Here is a 14,271-nt window from a genome sequence, read left to right on the forward strand (position 1 = left end):
CGATAAACTTTGGTCAAGCGCCCACGAATTTTGAACCATTAGGAGAAAACCATGGCTGATTCAGCCCGCGCCGCACGCCTGGCTAAGCGCGTACAGGTCCTCATGGCCCAGTCGCTGCGCAACGTCATCAAAGATGAGCGCATCGATAACGTCACCGTGACCGACGCTCGCGTCACCAACGACCTACAGCACGCCACGGTGTACTACACAGTCTTTGGTGATGACGAGATGAAGAAGGGTATCGCCGAAATGCTTGAAAAGCGCGGCGGTGCGCTGCGCAAGGAATTGGGCCGCAACCTGACCATTCGCCTGACCCCAACGCTGGCATTTGTGGCCGACGAAATCCCTGAGGGTGCCTCGCACCTGGAGGAATTGCTGGCTAAGGCCCGCGAGAAGGATGCAGAAGTTGCAGCCTTGCGCGAAGGCAAAGACTTTGCTGGAGATCAGGACCCATACAAGAAGGACGACGAGGAAGAAGAAGCCTAAGCGCTTCTGAGCTCGAGACCGATCTGAGGTCAATGCCCGGGACACCACGCACTGCGTAGTGACCCGGGCATTGCACGTTTAACGCCGGGGTCTCTAGTGTTTACGTTGCTCATGCGATAGCGTGAGGAATCATTATCGGAAACGATCAAAGGTGCAGGTAGATGCCGGAATTCGTCACCACTCTCATTGCTAGCAACGGAAACAACGTGGGCATCGTTGTTCCCGATGAGATCGTCTACTCCTTTGGCCGGGGCAAACGTGTTCCGGTGACGGTTCTCATCGATCATGACTACAGCTACCGCAATACCATCTCCTCGATGGGCGGACAGTTTTTGATCTCGTTTAACGCAGAAACCCGCGCGGCCACAGGCAAAGATGCGGGGGATGAAATAAACGTGAAGCTGGAATTGGACGAAGAGCCACGCACCGTCGAAATCCCAGAACCCCTGGCGGTACTGCTCAGCGCTGAACCGGAACTACTTGAAGCATGGAACCAACTGTCCTACAGCAAACAACGAGGACATGTAGACCCCATCATTTCCGCACGAGGTGAAGATACGCGGGGGCGTCGGGTCGAAAAAGTCATCAAAACGTTGCGCAGCCAATAGGTTACCGACCGATGCCTACCCAACGGTGAATTGCAGGCGCTGCCAGCCGCTGGCGCCATTAGGCACCGGGTCGGCTTTCTCGCTGGTCTGAAGTCGGCCCTGCGCGTCACAGGCGCGCACAGTTGCCGAATGCGTGCCGGGCGCCATATCTTTGGACACTAAACGCCACTGCCGCCATGTATCCAAGGAGGCCTCAGCTGCCAAATCTGCATCTTGCCACGGTCCGTCATCAATCTGCACCTGCACGCGGGAAATGCCACGGGTTTGCGCCCAGGCGGTGCCGCCTAGCACGATATCCCCTGCAGGTACCTTGGCGAACGGGCGAGGCGTATCGATTCGGGAAGAGAGCTTAATGGGACCGCGTTCGGACCAACCGCGTGTAGTCCAATAAGCAACCTTGTCCTGGAAGCGGGTGACTTCCAGATCGACAACCCATTTGGTAGCAGACACGTAGCCGTACAAACCGGGAACTACCATGCGTACCGGGAACCCGTGTTCGAATGGTAGCGGCTCGCCGTTCATGCCGATCGCAAGCAAAGCCATCCGGTCATCTCTCAGGACTTCCAGCGGGGTGGAAGCGCTGAAGCCGTCATGCGAGGTGGAGAGCACCATATCGGCGCCGGCTTGAGGAACCGCGCGTTCTAACAGCTGGCGCAGCGGGTATCCCAACCATTTTGCGTTGCCTACCAAGTCGCCTCCGACCGGATTCGATACACAGGTCAGCGTCAGATAGGTTTCCACGAGCTCCTGGTTCAGCAGTTCGTCGAAGTTCATGGTGAATTCATTCTCAACCATCCCATGAACCCGCAAGGACCACTGTCCTGGGTCGATTTGCGGCACCGAAAGTGCAGTATCGATGCGGTAGAAGTCCTCGTTCGGGGTAACAAAATCTGGCATATTCGCTTCTTCGACCTGAACCCCAGCAGGTAGGGCCTTTGCCTTTGCTCGGGGCGCGGGCAAACGCAATGCCTTGCGGGCAGCATCGGCCATGTTCCGCGAAGCTGAGATCGAAGTTGATACCCCGGTGGCAATGGCCGCGGCGGCCAAGGACAAGCCCGAGGCGAGTAGGAAAGCTCTTCGGCTTGGGCCGGAGGGACCAACATCCTCGCCGCGCTGTGGGGCCGTGGTTACTGCCAGCCGACTGAGCCACTGCAGAACGCCGATGCCGGCAATCGCACCGAGTACCGTAGGGACAATATCAAGCAGGCTGGTGGAGGCGCGAGCGGCCACGGCGCTGGACATCACCACGGCCAAGGCAATGATGGCGGTGCAGGCAAGGGCGAAGCTCCGCTTTGCCAGCAGGCCGATCAACGCGGAGAGGACCGTCGCGACGACGGCGATGGAAATGAACAGCGCCAGCTTGTCATTGGTGCCGAAGGTCGCGATGGCGAAGTCCTTGAGCCACGGGGGAGTCAAATCGATGATGGCCGAGCCCAAGGCGAAAAACGGTGACGAGGCGCTATTAAAAAATGCCGAAGCGAACTGGGCCACGGCGAACATGGCTGCTGCCGAACAGAATCCAGCCACCGCGTGGAATACGAGAACTCTGTCGTTGCGTTTCGTTGAAATGCCCACTGCCACTCACCTCATGCGTTGCGATCCATGTTCCCCTGCCGATCGCAGGGGAACAACCACTCACCATGTATTCGGAACATCCTTCGATGCGGATTGGAATCGGCTATGAGAGTTTTTGCGGCTTCACAGCGACTGGACCATGATGGGATCTGTTGTCGGGGCAGGGGATCCAGCAGCTGGCTCCACAGTGATCCCGAAATGCGTGATGTCCTTCATCGGATCTGAAACCATGATCATGCCATCGGCATCGGGGCCGGTGAGCATGCCCGCAGAAACTGCACCATCAGCCGAAATCAGCCATAGTTCATAGCCCTTGTCGCTGGACAAAGCCGGCATGCCAGAGGTGGAAACAGCCATTAAGCCCTCATTGGCCGAATAGGAAAGAGTGATACGGGCTCCGTCCTCCAAGGTCTGCGTTTTTGACTTCGCATCAGGGGCGCTCAGAATCCGCGTGAGCTCTTCTTCATGCGAGGCCATGGCGGCCATCTTGTTCTCCAACTCGCGCTGTTCGGAAGTTTGGTTGATCGCCAATCCTCCCAAGGCGACTGCTGCCAGTAGCAGCACACCGGCGGCCAGGGCAAAGAAGCGCTGCGTACCGCGTCCTGTTCCTGTCTGCTGGACCGGAGGTTCTGAAGCGGAACCAGGTTCCCGCGGGGCCTCGGTGGCTGGAGCGGCTGCGGGGGAGTTGTCCAGGGTGGGCGCCTGGTCCGCAACGGGAGGCAGCTGCTCGGTGGTGCGGATGGCGGACATGATGTTGGCCTTCAACCGTGGCGGAGGCGCGACCGGTTGTGCCGCCAAGCCAAGCAGCCCGGCAGTTTCCTGAAGTGCGTCGAGTTCTTGGCGAGCCTGGGCGGAATTCGGAGACTGGTTGAGCAGCTGCTCGCGCTCTTTGTCTCCCAGGGCATCCGCGGCGAAACTGTCGGTTCGCTCGTTCTCATGCTTGTCCATTACGCCACTCCCATCAGGTCTCGAAGTTTGCTCATTCCATCGCGTATTCGCGTTTTGGCGGTTCCCACCGGTATTTTCAGCATCTCGGCGACTTCCAGGTGGGTGTATCCGCCAAAGTAGGCCAGGTGTATGGCCTCTCGCTGTGGCGCGCTGAGCCGTTGCAGTGCCTGGGAGACGCGCACGGTTTCATCGTGCAAGATGGCGTTCTCTTCCACATCATCGTAGCTGTCTTGGAAGTCCTTGATTCCAACGCGCAAATCCCGTGCTTGGCTTGCTTGGCTCGAACGCACGCGGTCCACGGCCCGGCGGTGGGCAATGGTCAGCAGCCAGGAGGCTGCGGTGCCGCGGGCAGGATCAAAGCGCCGGGCCTGCTGCCACGCTTCAACGAAAACTTCTTGGGTAACTTCTTCACTCTGCCCCCTGTCGCGAAGCACCCGCAGCACGAGTCCGAAGACTCGGGAAGCCATGGCATCGTAGAGCGATTCGAAGGCAGCTTCTTGTCCCAGCGCGACCTGTTGCATCAGGGCGTCCGGCGTTTGAACGGAATCGTCTTCCATGGAGTCGAGTCTATTTGAACTCATGAATCCTAGAGTCTCACGCATCTGTGTCTGTTTCGCTGTCTGCTGTTCCGTGGCGCTTTGCGAAAGTTGCCGATGAGGGAGCAACTGCCCGTTGCACCAGCGAAGGTGATGCCTGGATCTGGACTCCATGCATCACCTTCAGGCCACCGGCCTTGCGATTGCGCCGTTGCTACTTTTTGGCTGGTGGCATCAGGACGGTGTCCACCAGGTACACGGTCGCGTTGGCCGTCTGCACGCCACCGCAGATGACCGAAGCGCCATTGACTTCGAGGTCGTCGCCGCTGCCGGTGACTTCCACATCCTCGCCCTGGACGGTTGCATGGGTTCCGGGCAGATCATCCGGCGCGATCTGGCCGGGGATCACATGGTAGGTCAGGACGCTGGTCAAGGTGTCCGCGTCCTTGGCCACGGCGGCCAGGTCATCCTTGGGGATGGCGGCGAACGCATCGTCGACTGGGGCGAAGACGGTGAACTCGCCGCCGTTGAGGGTGTCGACGAGGTCAACGTCTGCGTTCAGCTTTCCGGAAACTGCGGAAGTCAGCGTGGTCAACAGCGGATTGTTCGAAGCTGCGACGGCCACTGGATCCTTGGCCATTCCGGCTACCGAACCGTCACCGGTTGGCACTGCTTCTGCATAGGCCGCGCAACCGCTACCCACCAGATTGCTTGCCGGATCCATTGCCGATTCGCTGGCCATGGACGAGCTGCTCTCCGTGGCGGAGGCCGTGGGCGATTCCATGGTTTCCGAACCGGTCGAGCAGGCGCTCAGTCCCATGGCGGCGACTGCGATGAGCCCGAATGCTCCAGCGACTTTGCTGTATGTGCGCTTCATGATTTTCTCCTTGCTTCGCCGCGACTGATGTCGTCGGTGTTTTTCCTGTCTGTGCGGACCAGGTTGTCAATGAGCATTCGGGGCTGGAGGCTTTGCGGATTGGATTCTTTTGAAACTTTTTTGCTTCCCGCGGGCAGGGAGTAGTCCGGCCACATTCGCTGACTGACGGACCTGCTCCCGGAACGCAGCCGGATCATGGAAATGGGCAGCAAGTGGGATCGGCCACGCTGGGAACCATCGGCAGGCTAATTTTCTGCTCAACCCATATACTGGAAAGCGTGAGTAAAGCCGGGCAGAACACGCAAGAGCAGGCCTCGGGCCTGGTACTAGTCGACAAAAATCAGGGAATGACTTCCCATGATGTGGTGGGTCGCATCCGACGACTCGCGGGCACCCGCAAGGTGGGCCATGCTGGCACCCTAGACCCAATGGCCACCGGAGTTCTGGTCGTCGGTGTTAATAAGGCAACCCGCTTGCTCACCTACATCGTTGGTCACGATAAGACTTACACCGCCACCATCCGTCTGGGACAGAACACCGTCACCGATGATGCCGAAGGCGAGATCATTTCTCAGCGCATCGCTGCTGCAGTTAGTGATGAAGACATCGAACGTGAAGTCGCCAAGCTGCGCGGAGACATTGAACAGGTGCCCAGTCAGGTTTCGGCTATCAAGGTTGATGGCAAGCGCTCCTACGCCCGCGTGCGGGCTGGTGAGCAAGTGGAACTCAAATCCCGTCCGGTCACCATTTCACGCTTTGAGATTCACGAAATCCGACGCGAAAACGGCGGCAAGATTCTGGACGTAGACGTTACCGTTGCTTGTAGCTCCGGCACCTACATTCGCGCCCTGGCCCGCGATCTAGGCGAAGCGTTAGATGTTGGCGGACACCTGACCGCCTTGCGCCGCACCGAAGTCGGGCCGTACAAGATTGAGCTAACTCGCACCCTTGAGCAGCTGGCTCAACAGTTCGAGATGCTGCCTATCGAAAAGGCTGCTGCCGCATTGTTCCCTAACCGCACCGTCAGCGTTGATGAAGCCATTGAGCTTTCCTTCGGACGCACCATCCCCGCCTCGCACCTGAGCATGGATATTGAACAGGGGCAGACCGTCGCCGCATTTGCGCCGAATGGTGTGCTGGTGGCGTTGCTAGAAGACAAGGGCGATAAAGCTCGCACCGCACTAGTCTTCACTGCAAAGTAAGCGGCGGAAGGAAGAACCGTTGTTTGCAATGAACGGATTTTTCATCGCCGGTGCAGTGATCTGCGCACTGGCATTGCTGGTGGCGGTCGTGGCAACGATCATTCGCAAGCACCCCGATGATTGGGCGCTGATTGGTGCCGCGGCCACCGAATTATTTTTGATTGTTTATGGTGTGGGAGCTGGGATCAGGCAAGCTGCGGGAAATGCCGTGCAGGGTGACCCCTTGGAATTCTGGGGCTACCTGATTACCGCGCTAATCATGCCACCACTGGCATTCTTCTGGGCCGTCAGTGAGAAGAGCCGCTGGTCCAACGCAGTGCTGGCAGCCTCGGCAGCCGTAACCTTCATCATGCTGTTCCGCATGGAACAAATCTGGCACTAGGAATTGAGAAAATGAGTCAGAAACCTCGCAACTCACGGATCATGCAGGCTGCGCAAGCCCGTAACGCTGATAAGGCTCCCAAGCCAAGTCGTTCCACCGGCTTGGGACGAGTCATTATTGCGGTGTACGGCATTCTAGCGTTGGCCGCGACCGTACGTGGCGCGTACCAAATTGTCAGCAAGTTTGATGAAGCGCCCGTGGCCTACACCCTGTCCTTGATCTCGGGGCTGATCTACATTGTGGCTACCTTCTCACTGTCTTCGTCGAAGTCACGAGCTTGGCTAGTGTCGTTGTGGGCGGTGAGCATCGAGCTTGTTGGTGTGATTGTTGTGGGTATTTTGTCCCTAACACACCCCGAAGATTTTGCCCACCCTTCGGTGTGGAGCGGATTTGGTGAAGGGTATGGGTACATTCCCTTGGTATTGCCTCTTGTTGGTTTGTGGTGGCTTTACCGTAACCGCAGTGAGCGTCACGCCTAGAGACGTGTAAGAATTGCCTCGGTGGGATTTCTACTCACCGAAAGAATTTCTAAAGGAGCACAGTGCACTATTGGAAAGGCTTGGATGCCGTCCCCGCGGACATGGCTCCCACTGTCGTGACCATTGGCAACTTTGACGGTGTTCATTTGGGACACTGCGAAGTCCTTGACGCCGCTGTCACACAAGCAAAGGCGCGCTCTGCCCAATCGGTAGCCATTACCTTTGACCCGCACCCTGCCTTGGTGCACCGGCCCGATGCTGCTCCTGAGTTGATCATGGGAATAGCCGACCGTATCGATACCTTGGCCAGCGTCGGATTGGATGCCACGCTGATGATCCACTACACGCTGGAATTTGCTGATCAAAGCGCTGAAGATTTCGTGCGTTCGCTGATCGTTGAAAAACTTCACGCGGTGGCTGTCGTGGTTGGCCATGATGTGCGCTTTGGTCGAAACAATTCAGGCGACTTCGGCTACATGCGAGAGCTTGGCGAAAAATACAACTTCGAGGTTATCGGCGTTGAAGATGTGGGGGACAAGCGACGTCTGTCCTCGACCTGGGTCCGTGAAGAGCTGGCCGCCGGCGACGTCGAGGAAGCCGCAAAGATTTTGGGACGTCCGCATCGTATGCGTGGCGAAGTAGTACACGGTCACGCCCGCGGACGTGAACTTGGATTCCCCACTGCCAACTTGGACCCGGAAGCTACCGGCATCATTCCTGCCGATGGAGTTTATGCCGGGTGGGTGATCGACGAAGCTGAAGTCCGGTGGCCAGCTGCCATCTCTGTCGGGTCCAACCCAACCTTTGACGGAGTCTCCCGCGTGGTCGAAGCTCATGTGATCGACCGACCTGAAGAAGGCGTGGAAGACTTTGATCTTTATGGTCAGCAGATTGTTGTTGAGTTTATTTCGCGCTTGCGTCCGATGGTTGCCTACCGCGGAATTGAAGCCTTGATCGAACAGATGACCGAGGATGTAGACCAAGCACGCACGGTCTTGGCCGTTGAATCGTGCTAAGCAACATGTCTGAGATCCCTTCCCTGCCACAGCGGGCCTTTGTGGTGAACGCCAAGCGTCGTGACGAACTAGCTTCGGCCTTCCAATCGGGGGCTGAGAGCTACGACAAGATCCGCCCTTCGTATCCTGAAGACGCACTGGATTTTGCGTTGCAGGATCAGCCAACAAATGCCGTTGATATCGGTTGTGGTTCAGGAATCTTTACCGAGCAATTGGTCGCGCGCGGACTGGACGTCAGCGCCGTTGACCCTTCTGCTGACATGCTGACTGTGTTGAACAAGCGGCTGCCAAATGTCCTGACCATGTGTGCTTCGGGCGAAGCTACCGGGCTGGGGGAGAATAGCGTTGACCTGGTGACCTATGCGCAAGCCTGGCACTGGGTAGACCATCCCAAAGCCAGCGCTGAAGCAGCCCGACTACTCCACGACCGCGGGTGGCTGACTTTGTTATGGAACCAATTGGATGTCTCCATTCCTTGGGTCCACCGGCTGGCACGAATCATGCATGCAGGAGATGTACACCGCCCGGAGCTCGAACCACCACTGGGACGTGAATTCGCAAAGCCTGAACACGGTATCTGGCACTGGTCGATGCCACTGGATTTTGACGAGATCATTGAACTGACCAAATCACGCAGTTATTACCGCAAATCTACGCCGACTATCCAAGCCAAGGTGGAAGCAAACCTCGCTTGGTATTGGGGTGAACATCTGGGCTACGACCTTCAGGAGAAGGTTCAGGTGCCCTATCTCACCCATGCCTGGAGGTCCCGCCGGCGTACCCGTCGGTGATATGATTGACGATGGTTCTCGCTGCAGTCCGCGGTTGCGGGATTCCATCGTGAACGCCTCGGCGTTTGCACTGACTTATGAACGCGGTCCAACTCTAGGAGTTTGTTATGGCATTGGATGCCACTATCAAGAACGAAATCATCAAGGCTTACGCTACCCACGAGGGTGACACCGGTTCGCCTGAGGTTCAGATTGCCGTCATGTCCCGCCGTATTTCGGACCTGACCGAGCACCTGAAGATGCACAAGCATGACCACCACACCCGCCGTGGCCTGATGGCTCTGGTTGGTCGTCGTCGTCGTATGCTCGGCTACCTGAAGAACACCGACATCGAGCGTTACCGTTCGCTGATCGAGCGCTTGGGCCTGCGTAAGTAGTCTCTCGCACTGGTGCGAAGATCCCCGCTTTCCTTTTTGGACAGCGGGGATTTTTTTATGCCCAAAACTAGTCTCGAACCTCGCCAGCTCTAACTCTGACGTCGCGCTGTCAGCCGCGTTCCTTGGCCAGTGCTACGAGTGATCACGACGTGTAAAGCCAAAATACCCAGATCCTGCGCAATGTGTGACGATGTATTGCCTCAGGCTACGTCCAGTGTAGTTTGCCGGGACTTTCTGTGACATGTCATATCGACTTTGACCTCGTGTTTCATCTAATTTCATCAGATTTCGGGCCTCTTCCATCCCTCTTTCCTCAGGTGCTTGTATGGCTAACAAGCAATCGCACCGTAGAGGAACAGGAAATACCCGAGATGTTCAGTACCCCGCTTACCCGCAGAAAACGCAAGGCAGCTGCAACGCTCTTACTGGCACCGGCACTATTGTTGGCCTCCTGCACTGCATCGGCACATGGCACCGATCTGAAAAACTCGGATGGGACGGTCAACGTTCGGTACGAGGGCGCAGCCAATACGGTAACGCTGATCGAGCTAGCTCAAGCGTTGGGATATCTTGAGGGCATCAAGCTGGAATGGGTTGGCAACAACTCTAGCGGCCCCTTGTCGATCCAAAATACTGCTACCGGCGAGACCGATATCGGTGGAGCGTTCTCCGGTGCGGTGGTGAAACTACAAGAAGCAGGATCTCCGGTGACGGCGGTCGTCTCGTACTACGGGTCTAACGATGACTACTTTGTGGGCTTCTATTCGGCCAAAGATAGCGGTATCAAGAACGCACGAGACTTGATTGGCAAAACTGTTGCCGTGAATACGCTGGGCGCCCATTCCGAGGCCGTAATTCACACCTATCTGCAAGCGCAGGGACTGAGTCAAGACGAAATCGACCAGGTGCAGCTGGTAGTTCTGCCACCTACCGAGACCGAACAGGCCGTTAGAACACATCAGGTTGATGTTGGAGCTCTTTCCGGGGCTTCGCAGGTTCACGCGGTGAAGCAAGGCGATCTGCAAGAAGTCTTCAGAGACACCGAAGTTTTCGACAACTTCAATGGCGGTGAATATGTGCTGCGTGATGACTTCATTAACGAATATCCAGAAGCAGCGCATGCCTTGGCAACGGGCACAGCAAAAGCCGTGAACTGGGCAGCATCTCACTCACGCGAAGAAGTCATCAAAAAAATGACCAGCATTATTGAATCCCGAAACCGTGGCGAAGACGTTGCAGCCCTGCAGTACTTCAATGGCTTTGGAGTAGGTAAAAATGCGCTAATTCGCGACGAGGACTTCAGTCGTTGGACCGGATGGCTGCAAGACACCGGAATTGTTGACGGCGAAATAACACCTAGCGAGTACTACACCAACCAGTTCAATGACCTAGCCAAAGAGGGGAAGTAGCCGATCATGTCGACTATTGAGATCAAGAACCTGAGCAAGAAATTCCAGCGAACCGGCGCCAGCGACGAAACAGCGGTCACAGCCATTGAGTCTTTGGATCTGTGGATCGAAGACGGAGAGTTCTACACTCTGGTTGGTCCCAGCGGCTGCGGAAAATCGACGCTGTTGGATATTCTCGCGGGCCTGAGCACTCCAAGTCAGGGCGAAATGCTCGTTGACGGGCAACCCATTGCAGGACCGAGTCTAGAGCGCTCAGTGGTCTTTCAACAATATGCACTGTTTCCCTGGCTCACTGCGGCGGCAAATGTTCAGATCGGACTGGAAAGTCAGACTCGACACGGGAAGGGTTTGGGCAAAGTCGAACGTCGGGCGCGCGCCCATGAGTATCTGCGCTTGGTTGGTCTGGAAGGTGTAGAAGACAAATACCCGCATGAACTTTCTGGTGGCATGCGTCAGCGCGTAGCCATTGCGCGAGCGCTGGCCCATGAGCCAAAGGTGTTACTGATGGATGAGCCCTTCGCAGCTTTGGACGCGCAGACTCGTGAGCAGCTACAGGATCTGTTGTTGGATATTTGGAAACGTACCAAGACCACGATCGTTTTCATCACCCACGGCATTGAAGAAGCCGTCTACTTAGGGCAGAAAGTTGCCGTGATGTCGGCTAAGCCCGGGAAGATCAAAGAGATCGTGAACATTGATCTGCAAGATCGCCAATCGGTGGACGACATACGTTCTACTCAACAGTTTGGGGAATACCGGCACCACATTTGGAATCTCCTACACAGCCGCGCTGCGCAGGAATCACCGGCACAGTTCGAGAAAACTTTGATCACTTCAGGAGCGCACGCATGAGCACCCTAACCCTTGAAGAACAGCAGATCAGTCTTGAACGCTCGGTGGCGCCGGCTAAGTACTCAACTGGCCGACTCGGAAAAACTCTACGGAAAACTCTGTACAGTTCCGGGGCCATCATTGGATTTCTGCTCGTATGGGAACTGGTCCCACAATTTGTCTTGGAACCAGCTTCCAAAGTCTTCTTGCCACCGCTACACGAAGTTCTCCAACAACTCTGGAAAATGATCATCAGCGGGGATCTGCTGACCCACGTCTCTGCGAGCTTGGGACGCTCAGCCATCGGATTTCTCTTGGCCGTGGTGATCGGCGTACCCGTTGGACTGGTGGTGGCCTGGTTTTCCAAAGTGGGAGATTTCCTGAACCCGCTCTTGGAGGTCTTCCGCAACACCGCAGCGTTGGCCCTGTTGCCTGTTTTCACCCTGCTACTGGGAATTGGCGAGCTGTCCAAGGTGAGCATTGTTCTATACGCCGCATTCTTCCCGGTACTGCTAAACACCATCCTCGGTGCTCGAAGCGTTGATCCGCTGTTGATTCGTGCAGGGCGAACGCTCGGACTGAACAACTTCGAGATCTTTTCGAAGGTAGTTCTTCCGGCCTCGGTGCCGATTATCTTTACCGGTATTCGCATGGCTGGAACATCCGCCGTGCTGGTACTGATTGCCGCCGAAATGATCGGGGCTAAAGCCGGTCTTGGTTACCTGATCACCAACTCCCAGGCCAGTTTCTTGATCCCCAAAATGTATGCGGCCATTCTTACCGTTGCCGTTCTCGGGTTTGTCGTCAATGCAGCCCTTGTCGCACTGGAACGTCACTTCTCCCGCTGGGCGCGCGCCTAACCACGCACTATCCTCAAAGGAATTGAACCATGACCCGCAAGCTAACCCTCAACGCTTTTCTGCTCACCACCGGCCATCATGAGTCCTCGTGGCGTCGCCCCGAAAGTGATCCGCATGCAGGAACGGACATCGGGCACTACATTCACCTGGCTCAATTGGCTGAGAAAGCGAAGTTCGATGCCATTTTCTTCGCTGACGGCCCACTTCTACAAGGCTCGGTGGCTCAACGACCGGCATCGATCCTGGACCCTTTGACCATCTTGTCGGCCATCGCGCCACTGACCACGAACATTGGTCTGATCGCTACCGCTTCAACCAGCTACAACGATCCGTACAATTTGGCACGGCGTTTTGCATCTTTGGACATCATCAGCAACGGCCGAGCGGGATGGAACGTGGTGACGACCGCGGGGGATGCGGCAGCGCAGAACTTCTCTCAACCAAAACAGCACGATAGTTCTGCACGTTATGCCCGCGCAGATGAATTTCTGACGGTGGCCAAGAAGCTATGGAACTCGTGGGAACCGGACGCGGTCATTGCAGATAAGAACAGTGGGAAGTGGGCCGATCCGGCTAAGGTACATGCTGCCGAACATGTGGGGGAGCATTTCCAAGTGGCCGGTGCACTCAACGTTCATCGTTCGGCCCAAGGACATCCGGTGCTTATACAGGCTGGAGCATCTGAAGCAGGAAAGGATTTCGCTGCCCGTTGGGCAGAGGCGATCTTCACAGCTCACCAGTCGTTTGAATCGGCCCGTGACTTCTATCAGGACCTCAAGGTTCGTGCGGGGACCTATGGGCGTTCGGCAGATTCGGTGAAAGTTCTGCCGGGCATTGTTCCTATTCTTGGTTCCACCGAAGCTGAAGCCCTTGAACTAGCTGATTCCTTGGATGAGCTGATCTTGCCGGAGTACGCCAAGAAGACTTTGGCACAGCAGTTGCACGTCGACCCAGAAACTTTGAAACTCGATAGGGTGCTTCCCGACGGTCTTGAAAAAGTGGTTTCGAAGGAGCAGTCCACTTCACGTCGTGACCTGATTTTGGATCTGGGCTACGGCAAGAACCTCACGGTACGCCAGATCATTAGAGAGCTGGGACCAGGTCGAGGCCATCTGACGTTCACCGGGACACCCGAACAACTGGCCGATCGAATCGAATACTGGTTTAAGGCCGGTGCCGCGGATGGGTTCAATATTATGGCGCCGGTGCTTCCCTCAGGACTTGAGGCTTTCACCGAACAGGTAGTTCCTTTGTTGCAGGACCGCGGATTGTTCCGCACCGATTATGAGCACAGCACATTGCGTGGCCACTATGGTTTGCCAATACCTGCAGTAGAGCATGGGGAACTGATCCGTTAGCCATCCTGTCCCAGGCCTTACTTATGCTGTGTTCATGATTAATACGATTGAAGTCTCTGGCAGCCTAGAGCTCGATAACCTGCGCGACTGGTACAGCGCGGAGGAACTCAACCTCCTATTGATTGATCCTGAGCTTGAAGAGCAGATGTATTGGAAAGTGACCGGCAATTATGGTTGGGAGGAACTCGAATCAACGGGACAGATCCCCGAAATCCTGCGTATGGTCACCGGTTATGGAGATACTTTTGGATTCGAAGGTGAGGAACCAGCGAGTCGATACGCACAAGGTGCGCGGTTGGATGACGGGAATTTCATGCTGGAATTAGCGGTGGTGGACGGTAGCGCTTATAACATGCGAATCGCCTACGGCCCGGACGCTGAAAATACTTCTAGCGCTCCGGATGACGACGTTGCACGTTTCGGCCCGCAGTCTCTATCGCTGGCACAGGTTCATGAAGTGCTCACCAGCTGGGTGCTCGGTCGAGGACTTCCCGATGGCTACGGCGGCAGCATTCATATCTACGGCTAGTTTCAAC

Annotated in this window: 17 protein-coding genes; 13 read left to right on the forward strand and 4 right to left on the reverse strand. The window is 56.4% G+C overall.

Translation table 11 applies throughout. The annotated features are described in order from the left end of the window. Window positions 1-51 precede the first annotated feature (51 nt). Both rbfA and FJV47_RS15810 read left to right on the forward strand, forming a co-directional pair. Window positions 52-486 (forward strand): 30S ribosome-binding factor RbfA, encoded by a 435-nt coding sequence (gene rbfA / locus FJV47_RS15805; RefSeq protein ID WP_159614662.1) that lies wholly within the window; start codon window positions 52-54, stop codon window positions 484-486. A 161-nt stretch (window positions 487-647) separates the two neighbouring features. Continuing rightward, a complete protein-coding gene (locus tag FJV47_RS15810; protein ID WP_159614664.1) occupies window positions 648-1,094 on the forward strand; it encodes a YdeI/OmpD-associated family protein in 447 nt (148 codons plus the stop codon). 15 nt (window positions 1,095-1,109) lie between these two features. Here FJV47_RS15810 and FJV47_RS15815 read toward each other — a convergent pair whose 3' ends face one another. The 4 genes from FJV47_RS15815 to FJV47_RS15830 all read right to left on the reverse strand — a co-directional run bounded on the left by FJV47_RS15815 (window position 1,110) and on the right by FJV47_RS15830 (window position 5,030). Then, entirely contained in the window at window positions 1,110-2,594 is a 1,485-nt protein-coding gene (locus FJV47_RS15815; RefSeq protein WP_159614917.1) for a molybdopterin-dependent oxidoreductase, read from the reverse strand. A 198-nt stretch (window positions 2,595-2,792) separates the two neighbouring features. After that, window positions 2,793-3,617 (reverse strand): anti-sigma factor domain-containing protein, encoded by an 825-nt coding sequence (locus FJV47_RS15820; RefSeq protein ID WP_159614666.1) that lies wholly within the window; start codon window positions 3,615-3,617, stop codon window positions 2,793-2,795. Next, window positions 3,617-4,198: an ECF RNA polymerase sigma factor SigK gene (gene sigK / locus FJV47_RS15825; RefSeq protein WP_235026501.1), complete on the reverse strand. Its 582-nt coding sequence runs from the start codon at window positions 4,196-4,198 to the stop codon at window positions 3,617-3,619. The genes FJV47_RS15820 and sigK overlap by 1 nt, the downstream gene beginning before the upstream one ends. A gap of 169 nt (window positions 4,199-4,367) precedes the next feature. Further along, the gene (locus FJV47_RS15830) at window positions 4,368-5,030 is read right to left on the reverse strand and encodes a fasciclin domain-containing protein (protein WP_159614668.1); all 663 of its coding nucleotides are present in this window, start codon (window positions 5,028-5,030) and stop codon (window positions 4,368-4,370) included. Between the two features lie 278 nt (window positions 5,031-5,308). On the opposite strand from FJV47_RS15830, the gene truB reads away from it, so the two are divergent. From truB to FJV47_RS15885, 11 genes are all read left to right on the forward strand, one after another. Beyond that, window positions 5,309-6,232: a tRNA pseudouridine(55) synthase TruB gene (gene truB / locus FJV47_RS15835; protein ID WP_159614670.1), complete on the forward strand. Its 924-nt coding sequence runs from the start codon at window positions 5,309-5,311 to the stop codon at window positions 6,230-6,232. A 28-nt stretch (window positions 6,233-6,260) separates the two neighbouring features. Beyond that, on the forward strand, window positions 6,261-6,614 hold the full coding sequence (locus FJV47_RS15840; protein WP_235026513.1) for a hypothetical protein: 354 nt from the start codon (window positions 6,261-6,263) through the stop codon (window positions 6,612-6,614). A gap of 11 nt (window positions 6,615-6,625) precedes the next feature. Beyond that, window positions 6,626-7,093, forward strand: a complete 468-nt coding sequence (locus FJV47_RS15845) for a hypothetical protein (protein ID WP_235026502.1) — start codon at window positions 6,626-6,628, stop codon at window positions 7,091-7,093. A gap of 62 nt (window positions 7,094-7,155) precedes the next feature. After that, a complete protein-coding gene (locus FJV47_RS15850) occupies window positions 7,156-8,109 on the forward strand; it encodes a bifunctional riboflavin kinase/FAD synthetase (protein WP_159614674.1) in 954 nt (317 codons plus the stop codon). Window positions 8,110-8,114: 5 nt separating this feature from the next. Next, window positions 8,115-8,900 carry a class I SAM-dependent methyltransferase gene (locus FJV47_RS15855; RefSeq protein WP_159614676.1) on the forward strand — a complete coding sequence of 262 codons (786 nt, stop codon included), beginning with the start codon at window positions 8,115-8,117 and terminating at the stop codon, window positions 8,898-8,900. Between the two features lie 107 nt (window positions 8,901-9,007). Then, entirely contained in the window at window positions 9,008-9,277 is a 270-nt protein-coding gene (gene rpsO / locus FJV47_RS15860) for a 30S ribosomal protein S15 (RefSeq protein ID WP_013348393.1), read from the forward strand. A gap of 371 nt (window positions 9,278-9,648) precedes the next feature. Further along, entirely contained in the window at window positions 9,649-10,686 is a 1,038-nt protein-coding gene (locus FJV47_RS15865; protein WP_159614678.1) for an ABC transporter substrate-binding protein, read from the forward strand. Between the two features lie 3 nt (window positions 10,687-10,689). After that, window positions 10,690-11,538 carry an ABC transporter ATP-binding protein gene (locus FJV47_RS15870; RefSeq protein WP_159614920.1) on the forward strand — a complete coding sequence of 283 codons (849 nt, stop codon included), beginning with the start codon at window positions 10,690-10,692 and terminating at the stop codon, window positions 11,536-11,538. After that, window positions 11,535-12,377, forward strand: coding sequence for an ABC transporter permease (locus FJV47_RS15875; protein WP_159614680.1), 843 nt, complete (start codon window positions 11,535-11,537; stop codon window positions 12,375-12,377). The genes FJV47_RS15870 and FJV47_RS15875 overlap by 4 nt, the downstream gene beginning before the upstream one ends. A 29-nt stretch (window positions 12,378-12,406) precedes the next feature. Further along, window positions 12,407-13,735, forward strand: coding sequence for an LLM class flavin-dependent oxidoreductase (locus tag FJV47_RS15880; protein ID WP_159614682.1), 1,329 nt, complete (start codon window positions 12,407-12,409; stop codon window positions 13,733-13,735). 34 nt (window positions 13,736-13,769) lie between these two features. Next, the gene (locus tag FJV47_RS15885; protein ID WP_159614684.1) at window positions 13,770-14,264 is read left to right on the forward strand and encodes a hypothetical protein; all 495 of its coding nucleotides are present in this window, start codon (window positions 13,770-13,772) and stop codon (window positions 14,262-14,264) included. Window positions 14,265-14,271: the final 7 nt, after the last annotated feature.

Source organism: Glutamicibacter sp. JC586, from assembly GCF_009805585.1.
Classification (GTDB): Bacteria; Actinomycetota; Actinomycetes; order Actinomycetales; family Micrococcaceae; genus Glutamicibacter.

Coding starts and splice junctions, on each gene's coding strand:
- FJV47_RS15840 (WP_235026513.1), top strand. CDS start 6,261: ATGAACGGATTTTTCATCGCCGGTGCAGTGATCTGCGCACTGGCATTG.
- rbfA (WP_159614662.1), top strand. CDS start 52: ATGGCTGATTCAGCCCGCGCCGCACGCCTGGCTAAGCGCGTACAGGTC.
- FJV47_RS15810 (WP_159614664.1), top strand. CDS start 648: ATGCCGGAATTCGTCACCACTCTCATTGCTAGCAACGGAAACAACGTG.
- FJV47_RS15855 (WP_159614676.1), top strand. CDS start 8,115: ATGTCTGAGATCCCTTCCCTGCCACAGCGGGCCTTTGTGGTGAACGCC.
- sigK (WP_235026501.1), bottom strand. CDS start 4,198: ATGAGTTCAAATAGACTCGACTCCATGGAAGACGATTCCGTTCAAACG.
- FJV47_RS15815 (WP_159614917.1), bottom strand. CDS start 2,594: ATGTTCGCCGTGGCCCAGTTCGCTTCGGCATTTTTTAATAGCGCCTCG.
- FJV47_RS15845 (WP_235026502.1), top strand. CDS start 6,626: ATGAGTCAGAAACCTCGCAACTCACGGATCATGCAGGCTGCGCAAGCC.
- FJV47_RS15875 (WP_159614680.1), top strand. CDS start 11,535: ATGAGCACCCTAACCCTTGAAGAACAGCAGATCAGTCTTGAACGCTCG.
- FJV47_RS15865 (WP_159614678.1), top strand. CDS start 9,649: ATGTTCAGTACCCCGCTTACCCGCAGAAAACGCAAGGCAGCTGCAACG.
- rpsO (WP_013348393.1), top strand. CDS start 9,008: ATGGCATTGGATGCCACTATCAAGAACGAAATCATCAAGGCTTACGCT.
- FJV47_RS15830 (WP_159614668.1), bottom strand. CDS start 5,030: ATGAAGCGCACATACAGCAAAGTCGCTGGAGCATTCGGGCTCATCGCA.
- FJV47_RS15820 (WP_159614666.1), bottom strand. CDS start 3,617: ATGGACAAGCATGAGAACGAGCGAACCGACAGTTTCGCCGCGGATGCC.
- FJV47_RS15885 (WP_159614684.1), top strand. CDS start 13,770: ATGATTAATACGATTGAAGTCTCTGGCAGCCTAGAGCTCGATAACCTG.
- FJV47_RS15880 (WP_159614682.1), top strand. CDS start 12,407: ATGACCCGCAAGCTAACCCTCAACGCTTTTCTGCTCACCACCGGCCAT.